The 26,253-nt window shown below is 61.0% G+C and carries 25 protein-coding genes and 1 tRNA gene; 8 read left to right on the plus strand and 18 right to left on the minus strand.

Annotated elements, in window-relative coordinates; all coding sequences use genetic code 11:
* Window positions 1-237: 237 nt before the first annotated feature.
* The 10 genes from MesoLj_RS27255 to rpoZ all read right to left on the minus strand — a co-directional run bounded on the left by MesoLj_RS27255 (window position 238) and on the right by rpoZ (window position 8,822).
* Window positions 238-1,122, minus strand: a complete 885-nt coding sequence (locus tag MesoLj_RS27255; RefSeq protein WP_202323202.1) for an aminoglycoside phosphotransferase family protein — start codon at window positions 1,120-1,122, stop codon at window positions 238-240.
* Between the two features lie 6 nt (window positions 1,123-1,128).
* The gene (era, locus tag MesoLj_RS27260) at window positions 1,129-2,061 is read right to left on the minus strand and encodes a GTPase Era (protein WP_202323203.1); all 933 of its coding nucleotides are present in this window, start codon (window positions 2,059-2,061) and stop codon (window positions 1,129-1,131) included.
* Window positions 2,046-2,759, minus strand: coding sequence for a ribonuclease III (gene rnc, locus MesoLj_RS27265; protein ID WP_140768534.1), 714 nt, complete (start codon window positions 2,757-2,759; stop codon window positions 2,046-2,048). Before rnc ends, era begins: the two co-directional genes overlap by 16 nt.
* Window positions 2,760-2,761: 2 nt before the next feature.
* The gene (gene lepB / locus MesoLj_RS27270; protein ID WP_140768536.1) at window positions 2,762-3,511 is read right to left on the minus strand and encodes a signal peptidase I; all 750 of its coding nucleotides are present in this window, start codon (window positions 3,509-3,511) and stop codon (window positions 2,762-2,764) included.
* 77 nt (window positions 3,512-3,588) lie between these two features.
* Window positions 3,589-4,002: a holo-ACP synthase gene (gene acpS / locus MesoLj_RS27275; RefSeq protein WP_202323204.1), complete on the minus strand. Its 414-nt coding sequence runs from the start codon at window positions 4,000-4,002 to the stop codon at window positions 3,589-3,591.
* Window positions 3,999-4,598, minus strand: a complete 600-nt coding sequence (locus tag MesoLj_RS27280; protein ID WP_140768540.1) for a DUF2062 domain-containing protein — start codon at window positions 4,596-4,598, stop codon at window positions 3,999-4,001. Before MesoLj_RS27280 ends, acpS begins: the two co-directional genes overlap by 4 nt.
* A gap of 262 nt (window positions 4,599-4,860) precedes the next feature.
* The gene (locus tag MesoLj_RS27285; RefSeq protein ID WP_202323205.1) at window positions 4,861-5,262 is read right to left on the minus strand and encodes a VOC family protein; all 402 of its coding nucleotides are present in this window, start codon (window positions 5,260-5,262) and stop codon (window positions 4,861-4,863) included.
* Window positions 5,263-5,423: 161 nt separating this feature from the next.
* Window positions 5,424-6,002: an orotate phosphoribosyltransferase gene (pyrE, locus tag MesoLj_RS27290; protein ID WP_140768544.1), complete on the minus strand. Its 579-nt coding sequence runs from the start codon at window positions 6,000-6,002 to the stop codon at window positions 5,424-5,426.
* A 62-nt stretch (window positions 6,003-6,064) separates the two neighbouring features.
* The gene (locus MesoLj_RS27295; protein WP_202323206.1) at window positions 6,065-8,293 is read right to left on the minus strand and encodes a RelA/SpoT family protein; all 2,229 of its coding nucleotides are present in this window, start codon (window positions 8,291-8,293) and stop codon (window positions 6,065-6,067) included.
* A gap of 127 nt (window positions 8,294-8,420) precedes the next feature.
* On the minus strand, window positions 8,421-8,822 hold the full coding sequence (rpoZ, locus tag MesoLj_RS27300) for a DNA-directed RNA polymerase subunit omega (protein ID WP_013896382.1): 402 nt from the start codon (window positions 8,820-8,822) through the stop codon (window positions 8,421-8,423).
* A gap of 322 nt (window positions 8,823-9,144) precedes the next feature.
* Here rpoZ and MesoLj_RS27305 point away from each other — a divergent pair, with 322 nt between their 5' ends.
* Window positions 9,145-9,726: a LabA-like NYN domain-containing protein gene (locus MesoLj_RS27305; protein ID WP_056563452.1), complete on the plus strand. Its 582-nt coding sequence runs from the start codon at window positions 9,145-9,147 to the stop codon at window positions 9,724-9,726.
* An 11-nt stretch (window positions 9,727-9,737) separates the two neighbouring features.
* The gene (locus tag MesoLj_RS27310) at window positions 9,738-10,394 is read left to right on the plus strand and encodes a uracil-DNA glycosylase (RefSeq protein ID WP_202323207.1); all 657 of its coding nucleotides are present in this window, start codon (window positions 9,738-9,740) and stop codon (window positions 10,392-10,394) included.
* Window positions 10,395-10,456: 62 nt separating this feature from the next.
* On the opposite strand, the gene MesoLj_RS27315 is transcribed toward MesoLj_RS27310, so the two are convergent.
* On the minus strand, window positions 10,457-11,470 hold the full coding sequence (locus tag MesoLj_RS27315; RefSeq protein ID WP_202323208.1) for a zinc-binding alcohol dehydrogenase family protein: 1,014 nt from the start codon (window positions 11,468-11,470) through the stop codon (window positions 10,457-10,459).
* Between the two features lie 110 nt (window positions 11,471-11,580).
* On the opposite strand from MesoLj_RS27315, the gene MesoLj_RS27320 reads away from it, so the two are divergent.
* Entirely contained in the window at window positions 11,581-11,943 is a 363-nt protein-coding gene (locus MesoLj_RS27320; protein WP_202323209.1) for a winged helix-turn-helix transcriptional regulator, read from the plus strand.
* A gap of 27 nt (window positions 11,944-11,970) precedes the next feature.
* Here MesoLj_RS27320 and MesoLj_RS27325 read toward each other — a convergent pair whose 3' ends face one another.
* Window positions 11,971-12,444: an Lrp/AsnC family transcriptional regulator gene (locus tag MesoLj_RS27325; RefSeq protein ID WP_202323210.1), complete on the minus strand. Its 474-nt coding sequence runs from the start codon at window positions 12,442-12,444 to the stop codon at window positions 11,971-11,973.
* Window positions 12,445-12,583: 139 nt separating this feature from the next.
* On the opposite strand from MesoLj_RS27325, the gene MesoLj_RS27330 reads away from it, so the two are divergent.
* Window positions 12,584-13,471, plus strand: coding sequence for a DMT family transporter (locus tag MesoLj_RS27330; RefSeq protein WP_244735175.1), 888 nt, complete (start codon window positions 12,584-12,586; stop codon window positions 13,469-13,471).
* 103 nt (window positions 13,472-13,574) lie between these two features.
* Here MesoLj_RS27330 and MesoLj_RS27335 read toward each other — a convergent pair whose 3' ends face one another.
* From MesoLj_RS27335 to dapA, 3 genes are all read right to left on the minus strand, one after another.
* Window positions 13,575-14,285: a glycoside hydrolase family 25 protein gene (locus MesoLj_RS27335; RefSeq protein ID WP_202323211.1), complete on the minus strand. Its 711-nt coding sequence runs from the start codon at window positions 14,283-14,285 to the stop codon at window positions 13,575-13,577.
* A gap of 243 nt (window positions 14,286-14,528) precedes the next feature.
* Complete coding sequence (smpB, locus tag MesoLj_RS27340; protein ID WP_006202221.1) at window positions 14,529-15,008, minus strand: SsrA-binding protein SmpB; 480 nt, start codon at window positions 15,006-15,008, stop codon at window positions 14,529-14,531.
* 25 nt (window positions 15,009-15,033) lie between these two features.
* A complete protein-coding gene (gene dapA / locus MesoLj_RS27345) occupies window positions 15,034-15,915 on the minus strand; it encodes a 4-hydroxy-tetrahydrodipicolinate synthase (protein ID WP_140769711.1) in 882 nt (293 codons plus the stop codon).
* A gap of 301 nt (window positions 15,916-16,216) precedes the next feature.
* Between dapA and MesoLj_RS27350 the strand changes: the two genes are divergently transcribed.
* Together MesoLj_RS27350 and MesoLj_RS27355 are read left to right on the plus strand one after the other, a co-directional pair.
* Window positions 16,217-18,247, plus strand: coding sequence for a lytic transglycosylase domain-containing protein (locus tag MesoLj_RS27350; RefSeq protein WP_202323212.1), 2,031 nt, complete (start codon window positions 16,217-16,219; stop codon window positions 18,245-18,247).
* A gap of 245 nt (window positions 18,248-18,492) precedes the next feature.
* The gene (locus MesoLj_RS27355; RefSeq protein ID WP_202323213.1) at window positions 18,493-19,380 is read left to right on the plus strand and encodes an alpha/beta fold hydrolase; all 888 of its coding nucleotides are present in this window, start codon (window positions 18,493-18,495) and stop codon (window positions 19,378-19,380) included.
* Between the two features lie 68 nt (window positions 19,381-19,448).
* Here MesoLj_RS27355 and MesoLj_RS27360 read toward each other — a convergent pair whose 3' ends face one another.
* On the minus strand, window positions 19,449-20,525 hold the full coding sequence (locus MesoLj_RS27360; protein WP_202323214.1) for a tyrosine-type recombinase/integrase: 1,077 nt from the start codon (window positions 20,523-20,525) through the stop codon (window positions 19,449-19,451).
* A 240-nt stretch (window positions 20,526-20,765) separates the two neighbouring features.
* The gene (locus MesoLj_RS27365; protein ID WP_140768562.1) at window positions 20,766-21,938 is read right to left on the minus strand and encodes a porin; all 1,173 of its coding nucleotides are present in this window, start codon (window positions 21,936-21,938) and stop codon (window positions 20,766-20,768) included.
* Between the two features lie 472 nt (window positions 21,939-22,410).
* Here MesoLj_RS27365 and MesoLj_RS27370 point away from each other — a divergent pair.
* A tRNA-Ser gene (locus MesoLj_RS27370) sits at window positions 22,411-22,501 on the plus strand.
* Between the two features lie 138 nt (window positions 22,502-22,639).
* Entirely contained in the window at window positions 22,640-23,842 is a 1,203-nt protein-coding gene (locus MesoLj_RS27375) for a porin (protein WP_140768564.1), read from the plus strand.
* Window positions 23,843-24,467: 625 nt separating this feature from the next.
* Here the strand turns inward: MesoLj_RS27375 and MesoLj_RS27380 are convergent.
* The gene (locus MesoLj_RS27380) at window positions 24,468-26,147 is read right to left on the minus strand and encodes a tetratricopeptide repeat-containing sulfotransferase family protein (RefSeq protein ID WP_202323215.1); all 1,680 of its coding nucleotides are present in this window, start codon (window positions 26,145-26,147) and stop codon (window positions 24,468-24,470) included.
* Window positions 26,148-26,253: the final 106 nt, after the last annotated feature.

A 26,253-nucleotide genomic window follows, 5' to 3' on the forward strand; every position in this document is an offset into this window, starting at 1 on the left:
TTTGCGTGCGGCATATCCGGGGCAGCATCCTCCGCTCAGCGGTATTGCGAGGAAATTCCAATGCTCTGCCAGATCGGCCAAAATCTCGCCGAGCCGGTCGAAACACGCCGGCGTGGGGCTGCAGTGCTCTCGATTAGGACAGCAGCCTGCTCATCGTGCGCCGGTGTGGGATCGCTTTCTCAAACCCAACGCGGCAAACACAGGCGAGCGGAAACAAGGACGATTCGAGGAGTCACGTCACGTCCGGTGGCTGAGATCGGCCAGCACCGCGTCGATGACACGCCAGGATTTTTCGATCTCAACCAGATTGTCTATGCGGCCGGCGGCGGTGATCAACGCCTTCCACAGCGCCCAGCCACGCCCGCGTGCCCAGGTCGGCTCATCGACGGCAAGACCGGTGCGGAAAACGTCCCTGCTCTCGCCCTCGAACAAGGTCCAGGCGATCGTGAGGTCGCAGGACGGATCGCCGACACCCGACGTGCCGAAGTCGATCACCGCGCTCAAACGACCCTTTTCGACAAGCAGGTTGCCCCAGCTGACATCGCCATGGAACCAAACCGGCGGCCCCTGCCAGGTGGCGGCAAGGGCTGCTTCCCATACGGCACTCGCCGTGCTGGCATCGATGCGACTGCCAAGTGCGGTGATCGCTTGCCTTGTCTCGCCGTCATAGACGGTCAGGGAACCACCACGGAAGAAGTTGTGCGACCCAGGCGCCGGTCCGCCGGTCGGGTCGATGCGTCTCAACGCAGTCAGGAATGCGGCGAGGTCTGTTGCGAATTGCGACAGGTTGGCGATGCGCTCCCGCTTCGCGGTCTCGATCCAGCCATGGACGGACCAATGCCAGGGGTAGCCGTCGGCCGGAATTCCCATGGCCAGCGGTACCGGAATGGGTAGCGGCAGAAGCGGCGCCAACCTCGGCAGCCAGCGATGCTCCTTTTCCACTTGCAGGGAATAGGCGGCGGCGCTTGGCAGCCGCACGGTCATCTGGTCGCCAAGATGAAAGGTCCTGTTGTCCCATCCGCCAAGCTCAACCGGCCTGACCGCAAGATCCTTCCACAAGGGGAATTGCGTGGCGACCAACCGGCGGACCAGAGCCGTGTCGATGATAAGCCTGCTATCCATGGGCCGCTAATGCGGGAATTCGAGACCCATCTCGCGGTAACGCTCGGGATCGTCGCCCCAGTTCTCGCGCACCTTCACGAACAGGAACAGATGCACCTTCTGCTCGAGGATGCCTGCAATCTCCATGCGTGCCGCCTGGCCGATGGCACGGATGGTTTCGCCCTTGTGGCCAAGCACGATCTTCTTCTGGCTGTCGCGCTCGACATAGATGGTCTGGTCGATGCGCACCGAGCCGTCCGGCTTCTCTTCCCATTTCTCGGTCTCGATATGCGAGGAATAGGGCAGTTCCTGATGCAGCCTGAGATAGAGTTTTTCGCGGGTGATCTCGGCCGCAAGCTGGCGCATCGGCAGATCGGAGATCTGGTCTTCCGGATAATACCAGGGGCCTGCGGGCAACGCCTGCGCCAGATAGTCGAGCAGGTCCTTGCAGCCAGAGCCGGTCAGTGCTGAGACCATGAAGGTGCGCTTGAAAGGCACTTTCTCGTTGGCGGCCGCGGACAGGGCCAGCAGCGTCTCATGCTTGACCCGGTCGACCTTGTTGAGGATCAGCGCCATCGGCTGGCGCACGTCCTTCAGCCTTTCGAGGATAGCGTCGGCATCGCCCCTGATGCCGCGCTCGGCGTCGATCAGCAGCAGAACGATATCGGCATCCTTGGCGCCGCCCCAGGCGGTGGTCACCATCGCCGTGTCGAGGCGCCGCTTCGGCTTGAAGATACCCGGCGTGTCCACGAAGACGATCTGCGCGTTGTCGTGCGTGGCGATGCCGCGCACTATGGCGCGTGTCGTCTGCACCTTGTGCGTGACGATCGACACCTTGGCGCCGACCAACTGGTTGACCAGCGTCGACTTGCCCGCATTGGGCGCGCCGATCAGCGCGACAAATCCGGAATGGGTGGCAGGGGCTTCAGCAGTTTCAATATCGGTCATGCTGCGTTCCATACACCTTCGCGCAGCAGAAGGGCAGCCGCGGCGGCCTGCTCCGCTTCACGCTTGGAACGGCCGCTGCCTGTCGCCGGCTGAAATGCACCAACCCTGACGCTGACGGTGAACAACGGATCGTGGTCCGGCCCCTCGCGGCTGTCGATGTTGTAAGCCGGGACGGCACTCGCCGCCTGATGCGCCCATTCCTGCAATTCGGTCTTGGCGTCGCGGCGCGCGGCACCCGAAGCCTGCGAACGCGGCTGCCAGTATTTGTGGATGAAAGCGCGCGCCGCCTCCAGGCCGCCGTCGAGATAGAGCACGGCGATCAGTGATTCCAATGCGTCGGCGCGCAGATTGACGCGCTTGCGACCCTCGAGCCCGCGCACGTCGGATCCAGCGCGGACGAGGTCCGGTAACCCGATATGCTCGGCGATCTCGGAAAGTGCCTCGGCGTTGACCAGCGCATTGAGCCGCAGTGACAACTCGCCTTCCGCCGCATCGGGAAAAGCGGCCAGCAGCATGTCGGCAACGACCAGACCAAGAACCCGATCGCCGAGAAATTCGAAACGCTCATAGTCAGTGCCGGCATTGGCGCCCCGGGCACTGGCATGGGTGAGCGCGCGCTGCAGACGCTGGCGGTCGGCAAAGGCATGGCCCGTGCGTTCCACAAGCGCTTCGGCGAGCGCATCGGCGGTCAGCCGCTTCGCCGCTGCCATCCCTAGTTGACGAAATGAAACAGGCGCGAAGCGCGCATCAGCGACGGCCATTTCCAGATTTCGAGCGGGCTTGCCTTGCCGGCGATCGAGAAGAAGACAAGGTTGGCGCGGCCAACCAGATTCTCGGCGGGAACGTAGCCGACGGTGAAACGGCTGTCGGCGGAATTGTCCCTGTTGTCGCCCATCATGAAATAATGGCCGGGCGGCACGTCGAATTCACGTGTGTTGTCGCCGATTGAATTCGGATTGAGGTCGAGCGTGTCGTAGCTGACGCCGTTGGGCAGCGTTTCCCGGTAGACATCGATCGGCTGAGGCATTTCGGTGATATCGGGATTGTCGATCTGGCCGGTCTTCACGCGCGGCACGCCGACGCCGTTGATGAACAGTTGGCCATCCTTCATCTGGATCTTGTCACCAGGCAGGCCAACCACGCGCTTGATGTAATCGACGGACGGATCCGGCGGGAACTTGAACACCACCACATCGCCGCGCTTGGGCTCGGAGCCCCAGATACGGCCCGAGAAGAGGTCGGGACCGAAAGGCAGCGAATAGCGCGAATAGCCGTAGGACCATTTGGTGACGAACAGATAGTCGCCTTCCAGAAGCGTCGGCCGCATTGATCCCGACGGGATAGAAAAGGGCTGGAACAAGAGCGTGCGGATGACGAGCGCGAGCAAAAGCGCCTGGACGATGACGCTGACGGTTTCGCCAAGCCCGCCGGATTTCTTCTGGGATTTTTCAGCCACGCTCATGTCGTCCTCGATTGTGCGTTGGATGTATAGAGTCTCGGCGCGCGCTGGGCAACGTCAATGCCGGACGTCAGATGCAATCAATGTGGCGCTTCTTCGACGGGCAACGCCTCGATGATCACAAAGGCTTGAGCGAGCGGGAAATCATCCGTGATGGTGAGGTGGATCGCTGCCCGATGGCCTCGGGGAAGTATCTTTTGCAGTCGCGCCAGCGCTCCGCCGGTCAGCGCCATCGTCGGCGCGCCGCTGGGCAGGTTGACGACGCCCATGTCGCGCCAGAAGACACCTTGCGCCAGACCGGTACCCAGCGCCTTGGCGCAAGCTTCCTTGGCGGCGAAGCGCTTGGCGTAGGAGGCGGCGCGCGCGCCGCGGTTATCCGAACGCGCCTGTTCGACCTCGGTGTAGATTCTCTGGATGAAGCGCTGTCCGTGACGCTCCAGCGATTTCTCGATGCGCCTGATATCGATCAGATCGCTGCCGATGCCGATGATCATCGGGCGGCTGAACCGATGCCTGCGCCGGGGTGGGCCGACTGCTCACGGCGGCTTGCACGCTCTGCCAGCCGCTTGCGCCTTTGCTCGCGGAAGACATTCATGCCCCAGCGCGTGACGCCGTAAAACAAGAGGCCGAACACCAACCCGAGCGGCACCGCGCCGATCAGCATGGGCTCCAGAACGGGATGCCACAGCTTCGCGAAGGAAAGCGTGTGCATCATCTCGCCCAGATGCGCCGGCGGACCATGCGCCGGCAGGCGATCGTGCAGGATGAGCTTGCCGGTTTCCCAGGATGCACCCCACAGAATGGGAAAAGTCAGCGGATTGCCAAAGAAAACAGCGCCGAGTGCCGCCGCTACCAGATTGCCGGCAATAACCCAACACAGAACGGCGGCAATGATGAAATGGAAGCCCACGGGAAAGAACGAGGCGAAGACACCAGCCGCCACCCCGGCGGCCACCGCATGCGGCGTGGCCTTCAGGCGCAGGATGCGCTTGGAAAAATACTGCAGCGAGCGCGAAAACGAACGGCGCGGCCACAAATAGGTGCGCACCCGCTCCAGGAGACCATCAGGCTTGCGGCGACGAAAAAGCACTCTTCCTATTCCCGATACTTTACAGCTTACATGCCGGCCGTCTCCAGCCGGGCTTCAACCGCCACATCTTGCGCTTTGCGGCCACTGAAAGGCAATCGCCACTTTGATATAGCGATACGCAACCCCGACAACAACCGAAGGCTGCCTGTACAGCGGCCGCGCCAGCATAATCTTTGGTAAGGTTCACCCTTCCAACACCGGACAATCACGGCGAATTTGAGAAGTGCCTTCGGCTTTTTGTCGCAGTCGAATGCCTGAGATACTACCGCAGGTACCGGCTGACCTCGACAAGATTGCCGTCCGGGTCGCGGAAATAGACGGACATCATCGGGCCTCGCGCCCCGATGCGTTCGACCGGTCCCAGTTCAAGCACAACACCATCGGCTTCGAGACGGGCACGGATTTCGTCGAGTGGCAGTTCGGTGATCAGGCAGAAATCGCCTGAGCCCGGCGTCGGCGACTTCGCCTTGGGCTCAAAAGTGCGGCTGATCTCATGGACGTTGATCTTCTGGCCGCCAAACGCCAGCGCTGTCGGCCGGTCCGGCGCATCGATGCGCTCAAAGCCCAGCACGCGCTGGTAAAAGGCGCATGTCGCCTCGAGCGACGCCACGGTCAACACGAAATGATCGATACCGACGATCATCGCCAATTTGCTTTCATGCATGTCGTCATTCCCAAACCGCCGGACACTTTTGGGCGACATGCATGTTTGTTTCATGCATGTCGTTGTCCCAAAACCGCTGCACACTTTTGGGCGACATGCATGTTTGTTTCATGCATGTCGTTGTCCCAAAACCGCTGCACACTTTTGGGCGACATGCATAGTCAAATGTTGCGGCTGCCGGGCTTGACCGCAGGTATCGCGGCAAGCTCCGGCGGCAGCCGGTCCGGCGGATAGGCCGGAACCTCATATTCGGCGAGCGCGATCAGCGGCACCCCGACATGGGTCTTCCCAGCCGAACGGTCGATGATGCAGGCCGCGGCCACCACCTCGGCGCCAAGTTCGCGCAGGCACTCGATGGTTTCGCGGATCGACAGTCCGGTGGTGACGATGTCCTCGACGATGACGACGCGCGCACCCCGAGCGATCTCGAAGCGGCGCAGGCGGAACTCGCCCCCTTCCCGCTCGACCCAGATCGCCGGCACGCCGAGATGACGTGAGGTCTCGTAAGCCGGGATCAGGCCGCCGATCGCCGGGCCGACGATATAGTCTATCTTGCCCGGCACCGCGGCGCGGATCTTCTCGGCCAGCGCCTTGCACAAGCGCTCGGTCTTGTCGGCATGCATGAACACCCGTGCCTTCTGCAGGAAGACCGGGCTGCGCAAGCCCGACGTCAGGATGAAATGCCCCTCCAGAACAGCGCCCGCCTCGCGGAAAATGCCCAGCACTTCATCGGTATTCATCTGTGTCCCTCTTGGATTGACCATGATCCCAAAGAACGGTTCCCCGTTTCGGGATCATGGTTCTAGCCATTCACGCGCCGTGCATCGCTGACGCTGGAATTGTCCTTGAGCTGCGATAGCAGCCGGTTGAGATGCTTCAGATCCCAGACTTCGAGATCGATCAGCATTTCGGTGAAGTCAGGCGCGGTGCGCACCATCGACAGCGTATGGATGTTGGCGTCGTTGGACGCGACGACCTGGGCTATATCGGCGAGCGACCCCGGCGCATTGATGGCGGTGACCGAGACACGCGCGGGGAACCGTTCCTTGGTGCGCTCGTCGATGTCCCAGCGCACGTCGATCCAACGCTCGGGCTGGTCGTCGAAGGCCTGCAGGGCCGGCGACTGGATCGGATAGATGGTTATGCCGGTGCCCGGCTGGACGATGCCGACGATACGGTCGCCCGGTACCGCGCCTTCCGGCGCGAAGCGCACCGGCAGGTCGCCACGCACGCCTCGGATCGGCACGGCGCCGTCGCGTGGCTGGTCCTTGTCCTTGCGCGCCGCGCGGCCTGGAATCTGGAACAGCATGCCGGCGGCGTTGCGGATCTTCGACCAACCTTCCTCGCGCTGCTTGGGGGCCGCAGGCGTGACGCGCTCGTCCTTGTAGTCGGGGAAGACCGCCTTCATGACGTCGGTGGAGGCCAGTTCGCCACGACCGACGGACGCCAGCACATCCTCTATATCCTTGCGCGCCAGCCGGTGCAGAACCGGCTTCAGGCTTTCCTTGGTGAAATTCTTGCCGGCCCGCTCGAAGGCGCGCTCCAGAATGCGCGCGCCGAGGCCCGAATACTGCTTGCGGATGGCGTTCTTGGTGGCACGGCGGATGGCGGCGCGCGCCTTGCCGGTGACGACGACCGATTCCCACGCGGCGGGCGGCACCTGCGCCTTGGAGCGGATGATCTCGACCTCGTCGCCGTTCTTCAGCTCCGTCATCAGCGGCATGATGCGGCCATTGACCTTGGCGCCGACGCAGGTGTCACCGACATCGGTGTGCACGGCGTAGGCGAAGTCGATGGGCGTGGCGCCTCGCGGCAAGGCGATCAGCATGCCCTTCGGGGTGAAGCAGAACACCTGGTCCTGGAAAAGCTCCAGCTTGGTATTTTCGAGAAAGTCCTCTGGATTGTCGCCCTCGGCGAGCTGCTCGATGGTGCGCCGCAGCCAGGCATAGGCATTGGTTTCCTTCGAGATCGAATGGCCGGCGCCATTCGTCTTGCCGCCGGTGTCCTTGTAGATCGAATGCGCCGCGACGCCGTATTCGGCGATCTTGTTCATCTCGCGGGTGCGGATCTGCAGTTCGACGCGCTGGCGCGACGGCCCGACGATGGTGGTGTGGATTGAACGGTAGTCGTTCTGCTTCGGCGTCGAGATGTAGTCCTTGAAGCGGCCCGGCACCATCGACCATGTGGTGTGGATGGCGCCGAGCGCGCGATAGCAGTCCTCGACCGTATCGACGACGACGCGGAAGCCGAAAATATCGGACAGCTGCTCGAAGGACAGCGCCTTGGCCTCCATCTTGCGGAATACAGACCAAGGCTTCTTCTGCCGGCTCTTCACGCTGGCGTTGATGGCATGCTTTTCAAACAGCGCCGACAGCGCCTTTTCAATATCGGTCAGCACGCCCTTGTTGCGCTCGAAGATCTCGGCAAGCCGCGCGGTGACGGCGCGGTAGGCTTCCGGATTGATGAAGCGGAAGGCGATCTCCTCCAGCTCTTCGCGCATGCCTTGCATGCCCATGCGCCCGGCCAGCGGCGCGTAAATGTCCATCGTCTCCTCGGCGATGCGCAGGCGTTTGGCCTCGGGCATATGGTCGAGAGTGCGCATGTTGTGCAACCGGTCGGCGAGCTTGACCAGCAGCACGCGGACATCTTCCGAAATCGCCAGCAGAAGCTTGCGCAGGTTTTCCGCCTGCTCGGCCTTCTTCGACACGAGATCAAGCTTCTTGAGCTTGGTCAGGCCCTCGACCAGCTTGCCCATTTCGGGACCGAACAGATCGTCGATCTCGGCCCGCGTCGCCGTGGTGTCCTCGATGGTGTCGTGCAGCAGGGCGACGGCGATCGTCGCCTCGTCCATGTGCATTTCGGTGAGGATGGCGGCGACTTCGAGCGGATGCGAGAAATAGGGATCGCCGGAAGCGCGCTTCTGGTGGCCATGCTTCTGCATGGCATAGACATAGGCCTTGTTGAGCAATGCCTCGTTGACGTCAGGCTTGTAGCGCTGGACGCGCTCGACAAGCTCATACTGACGCATCATGGGCGGAATCTCGCGGTGCTGAAATGATTGATGCGCCGCACTAGCGTACGGCGCACCTCATAGATAGCCACGAAACTGACTGGACGGAAGTGCCGGAAACGTATTCCGGGCAGTCCAGAGTGCTCGCTTAGTAGTCGTCGCTCTTTTCCGGCGGTACCAGACCCTCGATGCCGGCCAGCAGGTCTTCCTCAGTCATCCGATCGAACGTGACGTTCTCCTCGGCGTCATCGGTGTCGGCGGCCGCAACGGCGCCGCCGGTCTGATCGGCGATGACTTCGCCATCGGCTTCGGGCTCGTCGACCTCGACATGCTTCTGGAGCGAATGGATCAGGTCTTCCTTGAGATCGTCGGGCGACAGCGTCTCGTCGGCGATCTCGCGCAAGGCGATGACCGGGTTCTTGTCGTTGTCGCGAGGAACGGTGATCTGCGCGCCCTGGCTGATCTGGCGAGCACGGTGGCCGGCCAAAAGCACCAGCTCGAAGCGGTTGTCGACCTTGTCGATGCAATCTTCAACGGTTACGCGGGCCATGGACTGCCCCTTTCATGCCTGGATTTGATGGAAAACAGGCGCGGTCCATAACCCGAACGCCGCCAAAATACAAGCATCATGGCATTGACGGTAGCATTGGGCACCCAATCCCCGTTCAGACATTGGATTTGGCAAAACCGGGCCGCATCCTTGGTTCAGCGCCGCGATCACAATTGCTTGCATTGTGCCATCACGCCTTGGATTGCCCCCAAACTGGCGTTATCTCGGATGGCTAGGGTCAGCCGGTTTATTATGAGCCTGACCGATAGTCGCTACCGCATTTCGTTTAGACGGCCGCATTTTCGAAAAAGGACTATTTTCCATGTTCGACCCCCGTGAAAAGATCGCCCTCTTCATCGACGGTGCCAATCTCTACGCCACGTCGCGGGCGCTCGGCTTCGACATCGACTATCGCAAGCTGCTGTCCAGCTTCCAGAAGCGCGGCTATCTCCTGCGCGCCTATTATTACACGGCGCTGGTCGAGGATCAGGAATACTCCTCGATCCGCCCGCTGATCGACTGGCTCGACTATAACGGCTTCAAGGTGGTGACGAAGCCAGCCAAGGAATTCACCGACTCGACCGGCCGCCGCAAGATCAAAGGCAATATGGACATCGAGCTCACCGTCGATGCGCTGGAACTGGCCGATGTCGTCGACCACTATGTCATCTTTTCCGGCGATGGCGACTTCCGCACGCTCGTCGAGGCGCTGCAGCGGCGTGGGCGCAAGGTATCGATCGTCTCGACCATGGCCTCGCAGCCGCCGATGATCTCGGACGATCTGCGCCGCCAGGCCGACCACTTCATCGACCTGACTACGCTGAAGAACGAAGTCGGCCGTGATCCCTCCGAACGGCCGGTGCGCCGGCCCGAGCCGGCTGAAGTCGAAGAGGACGACTACTGAGGCCGGTCGCCTTGACCGCCCTCTCCCATGCCGAACCGAACCGCGACTGCCCGCTGTGCCCGCGGCTGCATGACTTCATTGCCGAATGGCGGCAGCGCGAGCCGTCCTGGTTCAACGCACCGGTGCCAACCTTCCTGCCACTGGGCGGCGAGGATACCGTCCAGCTTCTGATCGTCGGCCTGGCGCCTGGCCTGCGCGGCGCCAACCGTACCGGACGCCCCTTCACCGGCGACTATGCCGGCGACCTGCTCTACTCGACGCTGATCGCGCACGGCTTTGCACGCGGTGAATTCAAGGCACGGCCCGATGACGGGCTGGAGCTTGTCGGCACCGCGATCACCAATGCGGTGCGCTGCGTGCCGCCGGAGAACAAGCCGGTCGGCGCCGAGATTTCGACGTGCAGAACATTCCTGGTGCCGACCATCGCCCGCTTTCCGAAACTGCGCGCCGTTCTGGCGCTGGGATCGATCGCGCATCAGTCGACCGTGCGCGCGCTGGGCGGACGCGTCGCCGCCTATCCGTTCAAACATGGCGGGCAGATGGAGGCTGGCCGTATCACGCTGTTTTCGAGCTATCATTGCTCGCGCTACAACACCAATACCGGCGTTTTGACGGAAGCCATGTTCGTCGATGTATTCAGCCAGATCGCGACGTTCCTGCGGAAATGACGCCGTACTATTCTTGACGCGATTCCCAAGGGAAAGCGCTACGCGCCTTTCCCGGAATTGCTCTAAAACCCCTCCAGCACGATCTTGCCCTTGGCCGTGCCGGTCTCGATCAGCGCATGGGCGCGCTTCAGATTGGCGGCGTTGATACGGCCGAATGTTTCGCCCAACGTGGTGCGGATGGTGCCGGCGTCGACAAGGCGTGACAGTTCGTTGAGATGCTCGCCTTGCAAGGCCATGTCCTGCGTCTCGAACAGCGAGCGCGTGAACATCAGCTCCCAATGGACCGAAACGCTCTTGCGCTTGAACGGATTGATATCGAGCGTCTGGGGATCGTCGATCAACCCGAACCGGCCCTGCGGAGCGATCAATTCGGCAATCTCGGCCAGGTGCCGGTCGGTATTGGTTGTCGAGAACACAAAGGCTGGTGCGCCGATGCCCAGCGCGGCGACTTCGGCGGCCAGCGGCCTGGAATGATCGACGACATGATGGGCGCCAAGCCCAAGCACCCAGTCGCGTGTTTCAGGCCTCGATGCGGTGGCCACCACAGTCAGATCGGTCAGTTGGCGTGCAAGCTGGACCGCAATCGAGCCGACGCCGCCAGCGCCGCCGATGATGACGATGGCATTCGCGGCGCCCATGACAGGCTTCTTCACGTCAAGACGGTCGAACAGCGCCTCAGAGGCGGTGATCGCCGTCAGCGGCAGCGCGGCAGCCTGCGCATAGTCGAGCGAGCCAGGCTTGCGGCCGACAAGGCGCTCATCGACAAGGTGGAATTCGGCATTGGTGCCTTGCGGCGCGAGCGCACCGGAATAGAAGACGTCGTCACCGAGCTTGAACAGGCTGACATCCGCACCCGTTGCAACGACCCGACCGGCGGCATCCCAACCAAGCACCCGCCAGGTTCCGGCTTCGGGCCTGGCACTTCGCCTCACCTTGGTGTCGACCGGATTGACCGAGATCGCCTTCACCTCGACCAGCAGTTGACGGCCTTTCGGCTCCGGCTTGGGCAGGTCGATATCGACGAGGGACGCCTCATCGGTGATGGGAGCTGGGATCTGATAGCCGACGGCGCGCATTTTTATCTCCGCGATTGCTGTTGAGCTTTGTCTGGGGCAGAGATGCGGACTATGCGCGCCAAGCGCAAGAATGCACATATAAAGCACATAGTGTCGAAAAGGATACCGTCATGCCGCGCATTCGCCATGAGCGATTCGATTGCAGCCCCGGCTGCACCGTGGAGGGAACGCTCCGCTATATCGACGGAAAGTGGAAAGGAGTCGTGCTCTACCATCTGTTCGAGGGCACGCTGCGCTTCAACGAGATACGCCGGCGCATTCCCAACTGCACGCAGCGAATGCTGACCAACCAGCTGCGCGAACTGGAAGCCGATGGGCTGATTGCCCGCAAGATCTATCCGGAAGTCCCGCCGAAAGTGGAGTACAGCCTGACCCCTCGCGGCAGAAGCCTGGAGCCGGTCATAGCAGCCCTGAAAGCCTGGGGCGATGCGAATGTGACGCTGGCGCCGGAGGTTTCCCAGGCCGCGGCTTGAGGTGGTGACGGCAGGGACTGACGGAGTTCACACCGGCAGCAGCGCGTCCGGTTTCACGTCGCCGATCGACGCATAGGTGTGCGTCTCTTTCACCCCCGGCAGCGGCAGGATGACGCGCTTCAGAAAATCCTGATAGTCGGCCATCTCGGCAATGCGCGCCTTCACCAGATAGTCGAAACCGCCGACGACCATGTGGCATTCCAGAACCTCGGGGGCCTTTGCCACCGCCTCGGCGAAGCGGTCGAAGATATGCGGAGCCGTATGATCCAGCCGCACCTCGATGAAGACGAGCGTGCCGCGGCCAATCTTTGCCGGATTGAGCACCGCCCTGACGGCAGTGATGAACCCGTCGCGGAACAGTCGTTTCACGCGTTGGCTGGTACCGGTCGGCGACAGGCCGACGCGCACTGCCAGATCAAGCGTGGTGCGACGTCCATCTTCCTGCAGCAACCGCAGGAGACCGCGATCGATGGCGTCAAGAGCATCTGATTCTGAATTCACTTTGTAACCGGCATATTTACGTGAATTGCACTCAACTCTCCCAAAATGAGCGTATTTTATCGCAGGCTCTTCGGCAATAGCCTGTGTTTATGCCGCAACGCCTTATCGATCCAGCGGCGGTTGTTGTGGGTGACTGGACGTGGCACAGAGCACGGGAAGCGCAAGGTTGGCGATCGTCGCCGGGCTGACCATGATCGGCATCTATGCCGTTCAATTCGTCGCGGCCCGCTTCAGCCTGAGAGAGCATCTGACGGTGACCGATATGGTCGTCTTGCGCTTTGCAGGTGCGGGTGCTGCCTTCCTACCGCTCGTCTGGCGAAGCGGCTTCGCCCGAATAAGGGCATTGGGCTGGAGGCGGGCACTGGCATTGGCGGCGCTGGCGGGATTGCCTTATCCGCTGATCATCAATTGGGGCCTCACCTATGCGCCTGCCGTCCATGGGGCGGCGCTTTGCCCTGCCTCGATCGTCTTCTTCTCGTTCCTGCTGTCGATCTTCCAGGAACGCGCTTCGCACCAACGGACCATCGGGGTCGCCACCATAATCGTTGGGCTGTTGCTGTTCATCGCGCCGGCACGCGGCAGCTATGAGGTTCTCCTCGGCGATCTGCTGTTCGTTGGATCGGGCCTCATGTTTTCGGCCTATGCAACGCTTGTGCGGCAATGGCGTATCGATCCGGTCACGGCCACCGCCGCCGTCGTACTTTTGTCTTGCCTGCCATTGCCGTTTCTCGCCCTCTTCGCGCCGAGCGGCTTGCATGCCGCGGCAGGCGTCGAGATCGTCGGCCAGGTCATTATCCAGGGGCTTCTTGCCGGTGCGGCCGCCATGTTCCTCTACACTTATATCGTTGGCCAACTCGGGTCGCAGGCGGCGTCGCTGTTCATGCCGGGCGTACCGATCGCCACGGTGGTGGTCGGCATGGTCGTGCTCGGCGAAACACCAACCCCGATCCAATTCGCGGCAGTCGCGATCATGGCCGCAGGGATGGGTTTTTCAGCGATGGCAAGACGCGCTGCAAGGGCGGTCTGACGATGCCGATCGCAGCCGGATCATCAATGCACACAAGAGCATAGCCCGGTTTGTGAAGAAACCGATTCGGACGCGCGATCGCGATCGCTTCGGCCGCAAGGCCTCAATGCGCTGATGCAAGCAGCGCCGCCAATTTCTCCGACCCGCCCTGCAAAACGTTCAGGTCGACGTCACCCTGGATGCCATCCACACGCCCCCTGTTGTGATACTGCCAATAGATCCAGTCGTGGCGGTCCGGTTCCATCAACAGTGAGCGAAGCCACAGCGGGCGCGCGGCGATCTGCCCGGCATAGGCGGCCTCGGCCTCATCGGTCAGATAAACGATCGCCGTCTTGCCGAACGCCGCCTCGACAGGTCCAAGGAAAGCCTGGAGTTCGGCATTCAATTGTTCGGGCGATGGACGCTGCGGACAGTTGCCGCCGAACTCGATATCGACGACCGGAGGCAGCAAGGGCTGATCCTGCGGCACGACCGAGATGAAATTCTTCGCCTGGTCGGCGCCGGGGCGGCAGAAGGTGAAGAAATGATAGGCGCCGACGGCGAGGCCAGCCGCGCGAGCCTCACGCAGATTGGTGGCAAAGGCACGATCGACGTGATCGCCACCTTCGGTCGCCTTGATGATGGCGAAGGCGACATCGTCGGCGGCAACGCGCCGCCAGTCGATTTCGCCCTGATGGTGGGAAACGTCGATGCCTCTGACCGGATATCTGCCACGGTCCGGGGAGTATGTGTGGAAGTAGACGAAGCCACCGGCGGCGACGAGCGCAGCAAAGACCAGGCTGACCGTCCCCCAGAGGATTATCCGGTTCTTCAAGACGACCCTCTCTCTGGTATTTTCTGGCTCCGTGTGTTCGAAACTTGAAAGCCAAACGGTTGGCTTTTCTAGGGCTACCGCCCGATACCCCGCCCTTCGCTATGGCTCCCTGCCCTTCGGGCGTTCAGCCCCTTAAAAAGGTCCACTGGACCTTTTGATCCGCCCGAAGGCGGACCGGGCCTCCACCGTTCGTCGCGCGAAAAGCCAAATCGTTGGCTTTTCGCCCGCTTCGCGGACCGCTCCTTACCCACGCTCCTTCAAGAGCCGGCCCTTCTCGCGTGACCAGTCGCGCTGCTTTTCGGTCTCACGCTTGTCGTGCAGCTTCTTGCCGCGACCGACGGCGAGCAGCAGCTTGGCGCGGCCCTGATCGTTGAAATAGATCTTTAGCGGCACCAGGGTCATCCCTTCGCGGTCCACGCTCTGCGACAGCTTGGCCATCTCGCGCTTGTTCAGCAGGAGTTTGCGGCGCCTCCGGGGCTCGTGATTGAAGCGGTTGGCCTGCAGATATTCCGGCAGATAGGAATTGATCAGCCAGATCTCGCCGCCTTCGACCGAGGCGTAGCTGTCCTGAATGTTTGCCTGGCCCTGGCGCAGCGACTTGACCTCGGTGCCGGTCAGCACCAAGCCGGCCTCGATCGTGTCGAGAACCTCATAGGAAAACCGCGCCTTGCGGTTTTCCGCAACGGTCTTGTTGTTGGGATCGGCTTTTCTGACTTGATTCATGATGTGGAGAGGTGGCGCCTCATCCTCAATTAATCAAGCCGGCGTGCTTCATGGCCGCATCGATCTTTGCCGCGGTCGACTCCTCGACCGTGACCAGCGGCGAACGCAGCACGTTCTCGACCTTGCCGAGCTTCGACAGCGCGTATTTGGCGCCGGACACGCCGGGCTCCAGGAAGATCGCCTTGTGTAGCGGCAACAGACGATCCTGCAACTCAAGCGCCTTTGCACTGTCGCCGGACAGCGTCGCTTCCTGGAATTCGGCGCACAGCCGCGGCGCGACATTCGACGTCACCGAGATGCAGCCGACACCGCCATGGGCGTTGAACCCGAGCGCCGAAGCATCCTCGCCGGACAGCTGGATGAAATCCTTGCCGCAGGTCATGCGCTGCTCGGAAACACGCTCGACCTTGCCGGTGGCATCCTTGACGCCGACGATGTTCTTGAAGTCGTGCGCCAGCCGGCCCATCGTCTCGGGCATCATGTCGATCACCGAGCGCGGCGGAATGTTGTAGATGATGATGGGCAGCTTGGTCGCCCTGGCGACGGCGGCGAAATGCTCGTAGAGGCCGCGCTGCGTCGGCCTGTTGTAATAGGGTGTGACGACCAGGGCGGCATCGGCACCGGCCTTCTCGGCATATTGCACAAGCCCGACCGCTTCCGCGGTGTTATTGGAACCGGCGCCGGCGACGACCGGAGCGCGGCCCTTGGCCACCTCGATGCAGACCTTGACGACATGGCGATGCTCATCATGCGACAGGGTCGGCGACTCGCCGGTCGTGCCTACCGGAACCAGGCCCGTCGTGCCTTCCGCGAGCTGCCATTCGACAAATGCGCGAAAGGCTTTCTCGTCGAAACGCCCGCTCTTTTCGAACGGTGTCACGAGCGCAGTAAGCGAGCCTCTCAGCATGTCGTCCAACTCCTTGGGACTTGTTTGTTTGTGCATGTCGTTGTCCCAAAACCGGTATCCACTTTTGGGCGACATGCATCGGTGTTTTGTCGATCAGTTGTCGTGCGCGCCTTCTAGCCGAAAGCGAAGCGGCGCACCATAGTCTCGACATGGTTGCGCGGCAAGCATTGCCATGGTGCCAGCAAGAGCAATTCGAACGGCCTCGATAACTCTTTGTTTACGAGCCCTTCACGACCTAAGTTTAGGCTTCGAGGCTTCTTCGCCTTCTGATAAAATGCTGGATTAGGAAAGACACGAGATCATGCCGGCCAGTCGGCCCCACCTCTTCGCGCTGCTTGGCGCCATCGCCGCGCTGATGCCCGGTGTGGCGATCAGCGGCAGCGTCGATGTGCAGGTCACCTCGGCGATCCCGATGCCCAGCCCGCAGGACGGGGCGCAGCAGGCACCCTCACCCAGCGTCGTGATGTTGAAGAGCGGGTTGGACGCACTGGCGGCCGGCAATATTCCAGGCGCCCGCGGTGTGCGCGACGCGCTTCCGGCTCAATCGCTCGACCAGCATATTCTGGCTTGGGCGATCGCCCTTTACGGCGGCGACAAGGTTCCGAGCGGCGATATCGCCGCAGCCGCGAGGATGCTGCCCAACTGGCCGGGCACCGTCGCCTTGCGCAAGAACAGCGAGCGCGCGCTCTATCGGGAAAACCCCGCCCCCGGCATCGTCATTGCGGCCTTCGAGGGCAGCCAGCCGCAAACATTCGAAGGCGTCATGGTTCTCGCTCGCGCCTATGTGGCGGCGGGCAACGTCAAGGCGGCACGATCGGTGCTGTCGCCGTTCTGGCGCACCGCGATCCTGGAAGCCAAGGACGAGACGGCGCTGATCAAGGAGTTCGGCGGTCTGATCCCTGCCGCCGACCACCGTTTTCGCATGGATCGTATGTTCTATGCCGATCGGGTGAACTCCGCCCTGCGGATTGCCGGCCTTGCCGGCGCCCAGCAGTTCGCCGATGCCTGGGCTGCGGCCGACAGAGGCGACAAGAACGCGCTGAAACTACTGAAGGCAGTGCCGGCATCGCAGCGTTCGGCCGGCTATTTCTTCGCCCAGGCCGAATATCTGCGCAAGCAGGAGGATTTTGCCGGCGCCGCCGCCGTTGTGATGAAGGCGCCGACGGACCGCGAGGCTTTGGTCGATCCGGACGCCTGGTGGGTCGAACGCCGTGTGCTGTCGCGCGAACTGGTCGACCAGGGCGACATGAAGACGGCTTACCGGATCGTCGCCACGCATGCCGCCGAAAGCGCGGCCAATGCGGCCGAGGCCGAGTTCCACGCCGGCTGGTATGCGCTGCGCGGCCTCAACGATCCCAAGCTTGCCGCGACACATTTTTCGCGCATCGCCGAGCTCGCGCAGGGGCCGATGACATTGTCGCGCGCCTATTACTGGCTCGGTCGTGCGGCGGAAGTCGGCGGGCCGGGCAATGCCAAGGACTATTTTGGGCGTGCGGCTGCCTATGGCACGACCTTTTACGGCCAGCTTGCCGCCGAACGCGTCGGCCGGCAGGCACTCAATATCGTCTATCCCCAGCCGAGCGCTGCAGACCGGCAGAACTTTGCCGGCCGCGAGGCCGTCAGCGCCATCAAACGCCTGCAGGAGGCAGGCTACGACCGCTATGCCGAAACGCTCTATCGCGACCTTGCCGGGCAGTTGACCAGCCCTGGTGAACTGGCGCTGCTCGCGGTCCTTGCCGAGAAGCAGGGCAACCATTTCATGGCGCTGAAAGTCGGCAAGATCGCCGGCGCGCGCGGCATCGATGTCGGCGCGCTGTCGCATCCCCTCGGCGTCATCCCTGATTCGGCCAATATTTCCGGCTCGGGCAAGGCGCTGGCCTATGCAATCGCGCGCCAGGAGAGCGAATTCAACGTCGGCGCCGTATCAAGTGCTGGCGCGCGCGGGCTGCTGCAGCTGATGCCGGAAACCGCCAAGCAACTGGCGAAGAAGGCCGGATTGCAGTTTTCGCAGGCACGGCTGACCACCGACGCCGGCTACAATGCCACGCTAGGCTCAGCCTTCCTTGGCGAACAGCTCGACCGCTTCAACGGCTCCTATGTGCTGACCTTCGCCGGCTACAATGCCGGCCCCAACCGGGCCAGCCAGTGGATGGCGAAATACGGCGACCCGCGCGGCAAGGACATCGATGCGGTGGTGGACTGGATCGAGCGGATTCCCTACACGGAAACAAGAAGTTACGTACAGCGCGTGATGGAGAATTACGAAGTCTACAAGATGCGTATTTCCGGCAAATACGACATCGTCGGCGACCTCGTGAACGGGCGCAGCTGAGGGCTCGACAGGCCCTTTCACCAAAGCTGCCGATCGCTCCATGGCCTGCGGGCCAGAGGGGTGGGAAGGATATCCAGTCCTTTGAATGGTCCTATCCCGGGGAATGACGGGACAGCCCTCCCTTGCCAAGGCATCTCTGCCGCAGGAGGAGGTCGGGAACTTCAGCCTCGCCTTCTATTTGACCGCTCCCACTCTCACCTGTAGCAATCCGAGACGATCCCGCGGCAAGAAGGTGGCATGTCCAGATGCCTGGTACCGAAGGCTTTTCCGACTTCTTCTACGCCGCGCCGGATGGGCTGAGACTTCATGCGCGCGTCTATGGCGAAGCGAATTCCGGACATTGGCCGGTCGTCTGCCTGCCTGGCCTGACCCGCAACGCACGAGATTTTCATGAGTTGGCGTTGCGCCTTTCAACGGGCTCCAACCCGCGCAAGGTGGTTGCCTTCGACTATCGCGGGCGCGGGCAATCGGCCTACGACCCCGATGTCAGCCACTATAATGTCGGCGTCGAGGCCAGCGACATCCTTGCCGGTCTGTCCGCACTCGGTATCGAGGAGGCAGCTTTCATCGGCACCTCACGCGGCGGGCTGATCATCCATGTGCTCGGCGCCCTGCGGCCGGGAGTGCTCAAAGCCATTGTTCTCAATGATATCGGGCCTGTGATCGAGCCGGCCGGCCTCGCCCATATCCAGTCCTATCTCGAACGCGCGCCGAAGCCGAAGACTTTCGCTGAAGTGGTGAATGTCCAACGCCATGTTCATGGCCAGGACTTTCCCGCACTCACCGACGCCGACTGGGCTCGGATGGTGGGGGCGCTCTACCGTGAGACGGATCAAGGGCTATTGCCGGATTTTGACCCGAAACTGGTCGACACGGTTGCAAGTCTCGACCTGTCGCAGCCATTGCCGGCGCTCTGGCCGCAGTTCGACGCGTTGGCGGCCATTCCCTTGCTCACTGTCCGCGGCGCCAATTCAAGATTGCTGTCGACCCAAACGCTGGATGAGATGCGAAAGCGCCATCCTGGCACCGAGACGATCACCGTCACGGGTCAGGGGCACGCACCATTCCTCGAAGCCGGCAGTCTGCCTGGCGATATAGCGGCCTTTCTTGATCGGGCTGAGCGCCAAGATTGAACAAAGAAAACCCCAAGACCAGATTTGGTCCTGAGGTCACAGCAGCAGTATAGCCGCGCCTGTCGGAATTATTTGGCCTTCGAGCTTTTCCCTAGGAATTTTGCCGGCTTCGCCGCACCCGACTCGGTCGTTTTGCCCCGCTTTGGCGCCGAAGGCGCGGTCAGCGGGGACGAGAAGGCCGAGCTTTCATCACCACGCGACGCATCTTCGCTTCGCGGTGTTTCCAGCACGACGACACAGCCGTCGAGATCATTGGTGGCCAGATGCGCGTAGCGCATGGTCATTGAAAGAGTCTGATGGCCAAGCCACATCTGCACGCGCCTGATGTCGATGCCGCCCTGGACAAGGCGCGAGGCGCAGGTGTGACGCAAGATGTGCGGCACGACCTGGTCGTCGGCGCCAAGACCGACTTCGGCCTTCGCGTCATTCCAGATGGCACGGAACTGTGCCTGGCTGAGCTTGGTGAACGGGCCCTTGGGCCGACGCCCTTCGGCCGGAGGCAGCTTGATGACCTCTTTGACACGCTCGGTCATCGGAATGGTACGGCTCCGGCCGGATTTGGTGATCCAGAAGGAGACGCGATGCTCCTGGATGTCGTTCCAGATCAGCCCGAGCGCCTCGCCGAGACGGCATCCGGTGTCGACCAGGAAGACGGAAAGCCTGTAGGCATCCTCACTGCGGCTTCTGATGGCGGCGAACAGCCTTGCCTCTTCGTCCCTCTCGAGGAATCGAATCCGTCCCGCCCGCTCTTTCTGGCGGCGAAACTCGGGCAGGCTGTGGATATCTCCCATCTTGTAGGCCTTGCGCAGCAGTTTGCTGAGAGCAGCCATCTTTCGATTGATGGTTGCGTTGCTGTTGCCGCGCTGGCGCAAGGTGCCGATAAGGTTGTCAAGGGTACTCTGGTCAAAGGCGCTGAAACGCTCCCCAAGGAGAATTTCATCTATTTCGCCGATGAAAGAGCTGACATTGTATTTATGTCGCCCATCATCCCACAGTATGTCCCGGTAAGCTGAAAAAAGCTCTCCGACTCGGTACGACTTTACTTCTCTTATCTTGTTGTAGGTGTACTTGATCTTTGAATCCTGAGAAGAAAACATCGAAAACAGATCGGAGGGGTTAGCCTCCTGGATCGCTTCGTTGGTCATAATTCGTCGCACCCCCGAGTGGATAGATCAGCCCTACCCGCTTGGAAGCGTCCTTTCAAGAGTTTTAATCACGCGGTTGTGATCCCATTCACCCATCAGCGAATCCCACGAAATCACTCTGCGGATTTGTTCAGCTACCGATTCCCCCTCTTCCTTCGTTTGCTTTGACCCAGTCACGAAACAAAAACAGCCCGGGCGTTTGTGCGCCCGGGCTGGATTTCACCTGTAAGGAACCAGCCCTTAGAAGGAGCGCTGGAAGCGGACGATGCCGCCGAGGTTGCTCTTCTTTTCGGCGTGAGCCCAAACCGACGCGTTGTCGATAGAGCCCTGACCGACGCGCTGGTAGTCCACTTCCGCCGTGACGTTGAAGCCGGGGACGATGTCATAGGAGATGTTCGCGGCAACGCCGAGATTCTTCCAGTCATCATACGAAACCTGAGCGTTGAACGAGGTCTTCTCGTTGAACTTGTAGGTGCCACCGCCCCACACTGCCCAGTTGCCACCCCAGATCTTGTACATGCCGCGACCGAACGCCGGGACGACGTTGTTGGCATTGTCGTTGAGGTTGTCGTCGGTACCATAGCCGCCCATGACCCAAAGCGACAGTTCGTTGGAAACGTTCACATCCAAGCGGACCTTGCCGGCAACTTCTTCGTAGTTGCTGTCATAAGCGACGACGCCCGTGATCGCGCCCCAGCCCTGCGTCCACTTCACGCCACCAACGACATGCGGGACATAGCTGTCGATCGTACCGACGTTGCCATAACCTTCTTCGAGCGAGACCACGGCCGAGAAGCCGTTGCCGGCATCGAAGTAGTACTGCACGACGTTGGTGTCGAAACCGCCGTAGGGAACGATCGTATCCTGGATCACGTTGCCGGCGTAGCCGATGAACGTATCGAAGGCCGATTCGTCCTTACCGACGCGGAGACCACCGAGCTGGATCCAGGCGAAGTTCAGCGAGATACCCGAGTTGGTAGCACCGGCATTGTACGATTCGGTGTACGGATTGTAGCTTGCGCGACCGCTGTTGCGGGTATTGCCGAAGTTGAAGCGGGTCTCGGTGTAGGTCTTCAACGTGCCGAGTTCCGTTTCCTGGCCCGTCCAGGTCTTCAGCGTGAAGCGCGCGTTCTTCTTCCAGGTGCCCTGGTCCTTGCCGTTCTGCACGTCGGTAGCGCGAGCACCGTCGAACGTGCCGATATCGCCAGCGCCGATGTCGTAACGGACATAGCCGCCGATGCGCAGGCAGGTCTCGGTGCCGGGGATGTAGAAGTAGCCAGCGCCGTAGACGTCGCAGATCTTGACGTATTCAGCGGGTTCCGGCTCGGCGACGACGACGGCGTCGGCGGCGCGCGCACCGGAAACTGCGATCAGGGCCGCAGCGGAGCCGAGAAGAAGGCTCTTGATGTTCATTTTCTGACCTCCAGTCAAAAGTTAAAAAACGGGTCTGGGTATTCTTTGCTGAAGGACAGCGTTCCCTGCCCCATCCCCACTACCGAAAAAGATGCGCACCGCGCCGCTCCTTCGAACTCGACATTACCCATGAGGCGGCGGCGTTCAACAACGATCGTACCGGCGAAAGGGCTGTTCGGCTGCTATCCCCTGGCGTTGTTGCACAAATGACACGATTTGGCCTCACTCAGAAAGCTCTCGTTAACCATCAGGCTCGCCGCAACCGCTTATTTCCTGCCGAATCCGGCAATCGGCCGACGGAATCAAGGCAAGGCCTGGAGTCGCCGGCCAGGGATTTGCCGTAGAACCGCCGCACCTTGCGCAGGCAGCAGCTCGGTACGCTCTTATTTTTCCATATAATGACTTCTTTTCCGAGATAATGGCTGAGGGCTTGTTGATTGTGCCCGCGCTTTTCTTTATCCAGCGGCGCAACGGAGAGGTGGCCGAGTGGTCGAAGGCGCTCCCCTGCTAAGGGAGTAGAGGTCAAAAGCTTCTCGTGGGTTCGAATCCCATCCTCTCCGCCACCCTGCCTCGCGCTGCCGCGCCGCGCCGATATTTTCCCAGCAATAACAGACAGATGACCCAGCGCTTGGCCGTTCCGGCGGCAGCGTCAGGGCCGTTACAGGCCTTTATTTCGTTCGATTCTGACTGGAGGTCAGAAAATGAACATCAAGAGCCTTCTTCTCGGCTCCGCTGCGGCCCTGATCGCAGTTTCCGGTGCGCGCGCCGCCGACGCCGTCGTCGTCGCCGAGCCGGAACCCGCTGAATACGTCAAGATCTGCGACGTCTACGGCGCTGGCTACTTCTACATCCCCGGCACCGAGACCTGCCTGCGCATCGGCGGCTATGTCCGTTATGACGCCGGCTTTGGCGATGTCGGCACGTTCACCGGCGCTCGCGCCGACGACGTCGTCACCGGCAAGAACCAGGGGACGTGGTACAAGGACGCTCGTTTCACGCTGAAGACCTGGACCGGCCAGGAAACCGAACTCGGCACGTTGAAGACCTACACCGAAACGCGCATGAATTTCCAGAATCATCCCCTGGACAACGGCGACGCTAATGACGCTTCCAACAGCTTCGACCAGCACTTCGCCTGGATCCAGCTTGGCGGCCTGCGTGTAGGCTTGGACGAATCGGCATTCGACACGTTTGTCGGCTACGCCGGCAACGTCATCAACGATACCATCGTCCCCTATGGCGGGTTCAAGACCGGTGTCGTTCAGTACTACTTCGACGCCGGCAACGGCTTCTCGGCGATGGCCTCTCTCGAAGAAGGTTCGGGCGGCGCCTCCCAGGAGCCAGGTGTTTCTTATGGTTATGGTCGCTCCACGATCGACAGCTATGTTCCGCATGTCGTCGGCGGTCTGAAGTATACGCAGGGCTGGGGTGATATCGTCGGCGTCGTCGCCTATGACAGCAACTACGAATACGTCTCGGGCAAGGTTCGCGTGGATGTGAACATTTCCAGTGCACTGTCACTGTTCGGCATGTTCGGTTACGCCAGCGAGGGAAAGCTTAACGACAACAACCCCAACAACCTCCCTGTCCCCCCCCTCGGTAGCTCCTTTGCTAACGGCCGCGGTTTCTACAAGCCGTGGGGCGGTAACTGGGGCTTCTGGGCCGGCGGCACCTACAAGTTCAACGAGAAGACGTCGTTCAACCTCCAGGTGTCGGGTGATCAGTGGAAGGACTATGGGGTTGCGGCAAACATTGCCTACACCGTCGTTCCCGGCTTCACGGTCACGCCCGAAGTTGACTACCAGCACGTTGGTTCGGGCGCCATTAACGCCGGCAACGTTTGGGCTGGCGCGGAGAAGAAGAACGCCGTCGGCGCTATCATCCGCTTTCAGCGCGATTTCTAAGACCAGATATTTCTGGGGAGACAGGAGAACCCGGCGGGCAACCGCCGGGTTCTTTTTTCGTTCTGATGCATGCCGTTGTTCCAACACCGCTGCGCACTTTGGGCGACATGCATCAGCAATAGTCAGGGTGCACAGTGCTGCATTCGGCAGCCGGAATCGCGGTGCCACTTGCTAGAGCACTTCACCGTTTCAATGAAACGGCGAATTGCTCTAACTCTTTGTTTTAAGCAATTCGGAACGCAAAACCGCTCACGCTTTTCCTGGAATTGCTCCAGGTCGCAGACATACCGTCAGCCACCGTTCGCTTCGATGAACCACCGTAAACGTTCGCAATTGGCTTAAGCCCCACAGCTTCGTCCATCCTTGGGCGGAGCGAAGACCCAAGGATCCATGCATGACTTTTGCCGAGGAGTGCGGAGGAGCAAGTTCTGCACTGCGGCGACGCTCTCAGGTCACGGCACGGATCCTCAGGTCAAGCCAGGTCAAATTCGAGGATGAAGACAGTGCATTGGTGTCGCATTGGCGATTCTACCAAGCGCCGAACCAGCCTATGAAGCGCGTCGCGATCTTTCAGATTCGCTTCTGCGCTTAGCTCTTTGACATGCCTAGGCCTGGGAACTAAAGCTCAAACGTCAGCGAGGTCGCCCAACGCTTCAATCAAAGGCTGGATCTCACTTTCGTAATTCTTCCAGCGCTTCACGGACGATTTGTACATCGGCTGACGAACCTGCCAGCGGCTGGGCGTGGTGACCGCCCCTTCCCTGTCGAAGAAGCGTAGGCATGCGTTATCCCAAGGCAGGCCGAGATAATCGATGAGCCGGCGCGACTGCGCGTCTTGATCCTCTACAAGCGTCTCATAGCGATTTTCAAAGATACGACCCGGGAAAACCTCGTTCCAGTGACGCATCAAGCGGTCATATTCTCGATAGTATAGGCCAAGTGCCCGCAGGTCTGTATTGTAGCTGTGTGCCGAACTGAAAGGCAGGACAAAGCATGACACGCAGTTGTCGATGGCATCCCGGCGGCAGTGAATGATGCGGGCATTAGGAAAGAGCAGGGTGAGCAGGCCGATCAATTCGAAATTGTGCGGCATTTTATCGATGATTCGGTGCGCAGCCGGAGCGCGCTCCCTCAGATAGGAAAGATGCTCTTCAGCCAACGTCTTGGACAAGCCTTCGGTGACCGTCATGATCGGCTTGTTGAAATCAAAAGCCGAGGGGTTCAGACCGATCGCGTTCGCTACCCGCCTTAGTTTGCTAAGCTCTCCAGCGCCATGAACGTCGGGATGACTGGCGCATATTTGTTCGGTCAGTGTCGTCCCCGAGCGCGGCATCCCGACCACGAACACAGGCGCTTCGGAAGGGTTCCCGTAGCTGGACCTTGCAGCAAACAGATCCGGCGTGAAGGTTTCAATGGTCAGATCCACGAAACGACGATACTGATCGATGTCGAACTTGTGGCCGTCGGCCTGTTTCGCCTTGTTGAAATGGTCGAACGCCTCGGCGTAGCGCTTGAGGTCGTTCAGCACCTTACCGGCTGCGTAATGCAAATTCTGCACGGCCTCCGATTTAAGTCGTGGACCGTCGAGTTCGCGAAGGATCGATTGGAGTTCCGCAGGCTCTTCGGTAAACTTTCGGCTCTGCACGAGGTCGTAATAAGCCGCCGCCACGTCAACGCGGTGTTCGATCGCCTCTCTGAGATAGACGCCGGCCTCGTCCATGCGCCCAAGGCCGGTGAGCGCGGCAGCCATTCCGATCCGCGCCTTGGGGTGATCGCGGTTGATTTTCATCGCCTTCTCATAAAGCGGCAAGGCCAGGTCGGGTTTGTCGAACTGGACATAAACGCGCCCCAGGGCACACAGGGCCTCTACAAGATCGGGTTGCAACTCCAGGGCATACCGCATGTGTTTGATCGCGGCTGAAAATTCGCTCAGCTTGCCATAGGCCTCACCGAGGCTAAGATGATAAAAGGGGTTTCTAGGCTCCTCACCGACAGCGCGTGCGAAATAACGCAGAGCCGCCTCGTCGTCGTAACCTAGATAGACGGTGCCCATGATGTAGAACGCCAGCGGATGGTTTGGCGTGCGCGCCAGAACCTGCAGACATAGGTCCTGAGCCGCATCAAGCCGCTTGGCCTGCTGATGCTCATAGGCTTGCTTCAGCAGCAATTCGTCAGCCTGTGCGCGCGCAAACGAATTTGTTTTCGGCAGGTTTGCCTGTCCTGGAGTTGCCTGTGGCAATCCAGGTTTCGGCGCAGCACCGGACTTGAGGTGTTTGGACCAGGCAGGCGGCAGACGATTGTTCATCGTCGCTGGCTAGCAAAAAAAGCCTATCGAATCCAGACAAAATGGACCTGTCCAGCGCTTGCGCGCACCCACTCCACCACGCTAGCAAGAAACTCCCTTTGCCAAG

Source organism: Mesorhizobium sp. 113-3-9 (assembly GCF_016756515.1).
Taxonomy (GTDB): Bacteria; Pseudomonadota; Alphaproteobacteria; order Rhizobiales; family Rhizobiaceae; genus Mesorhizobium.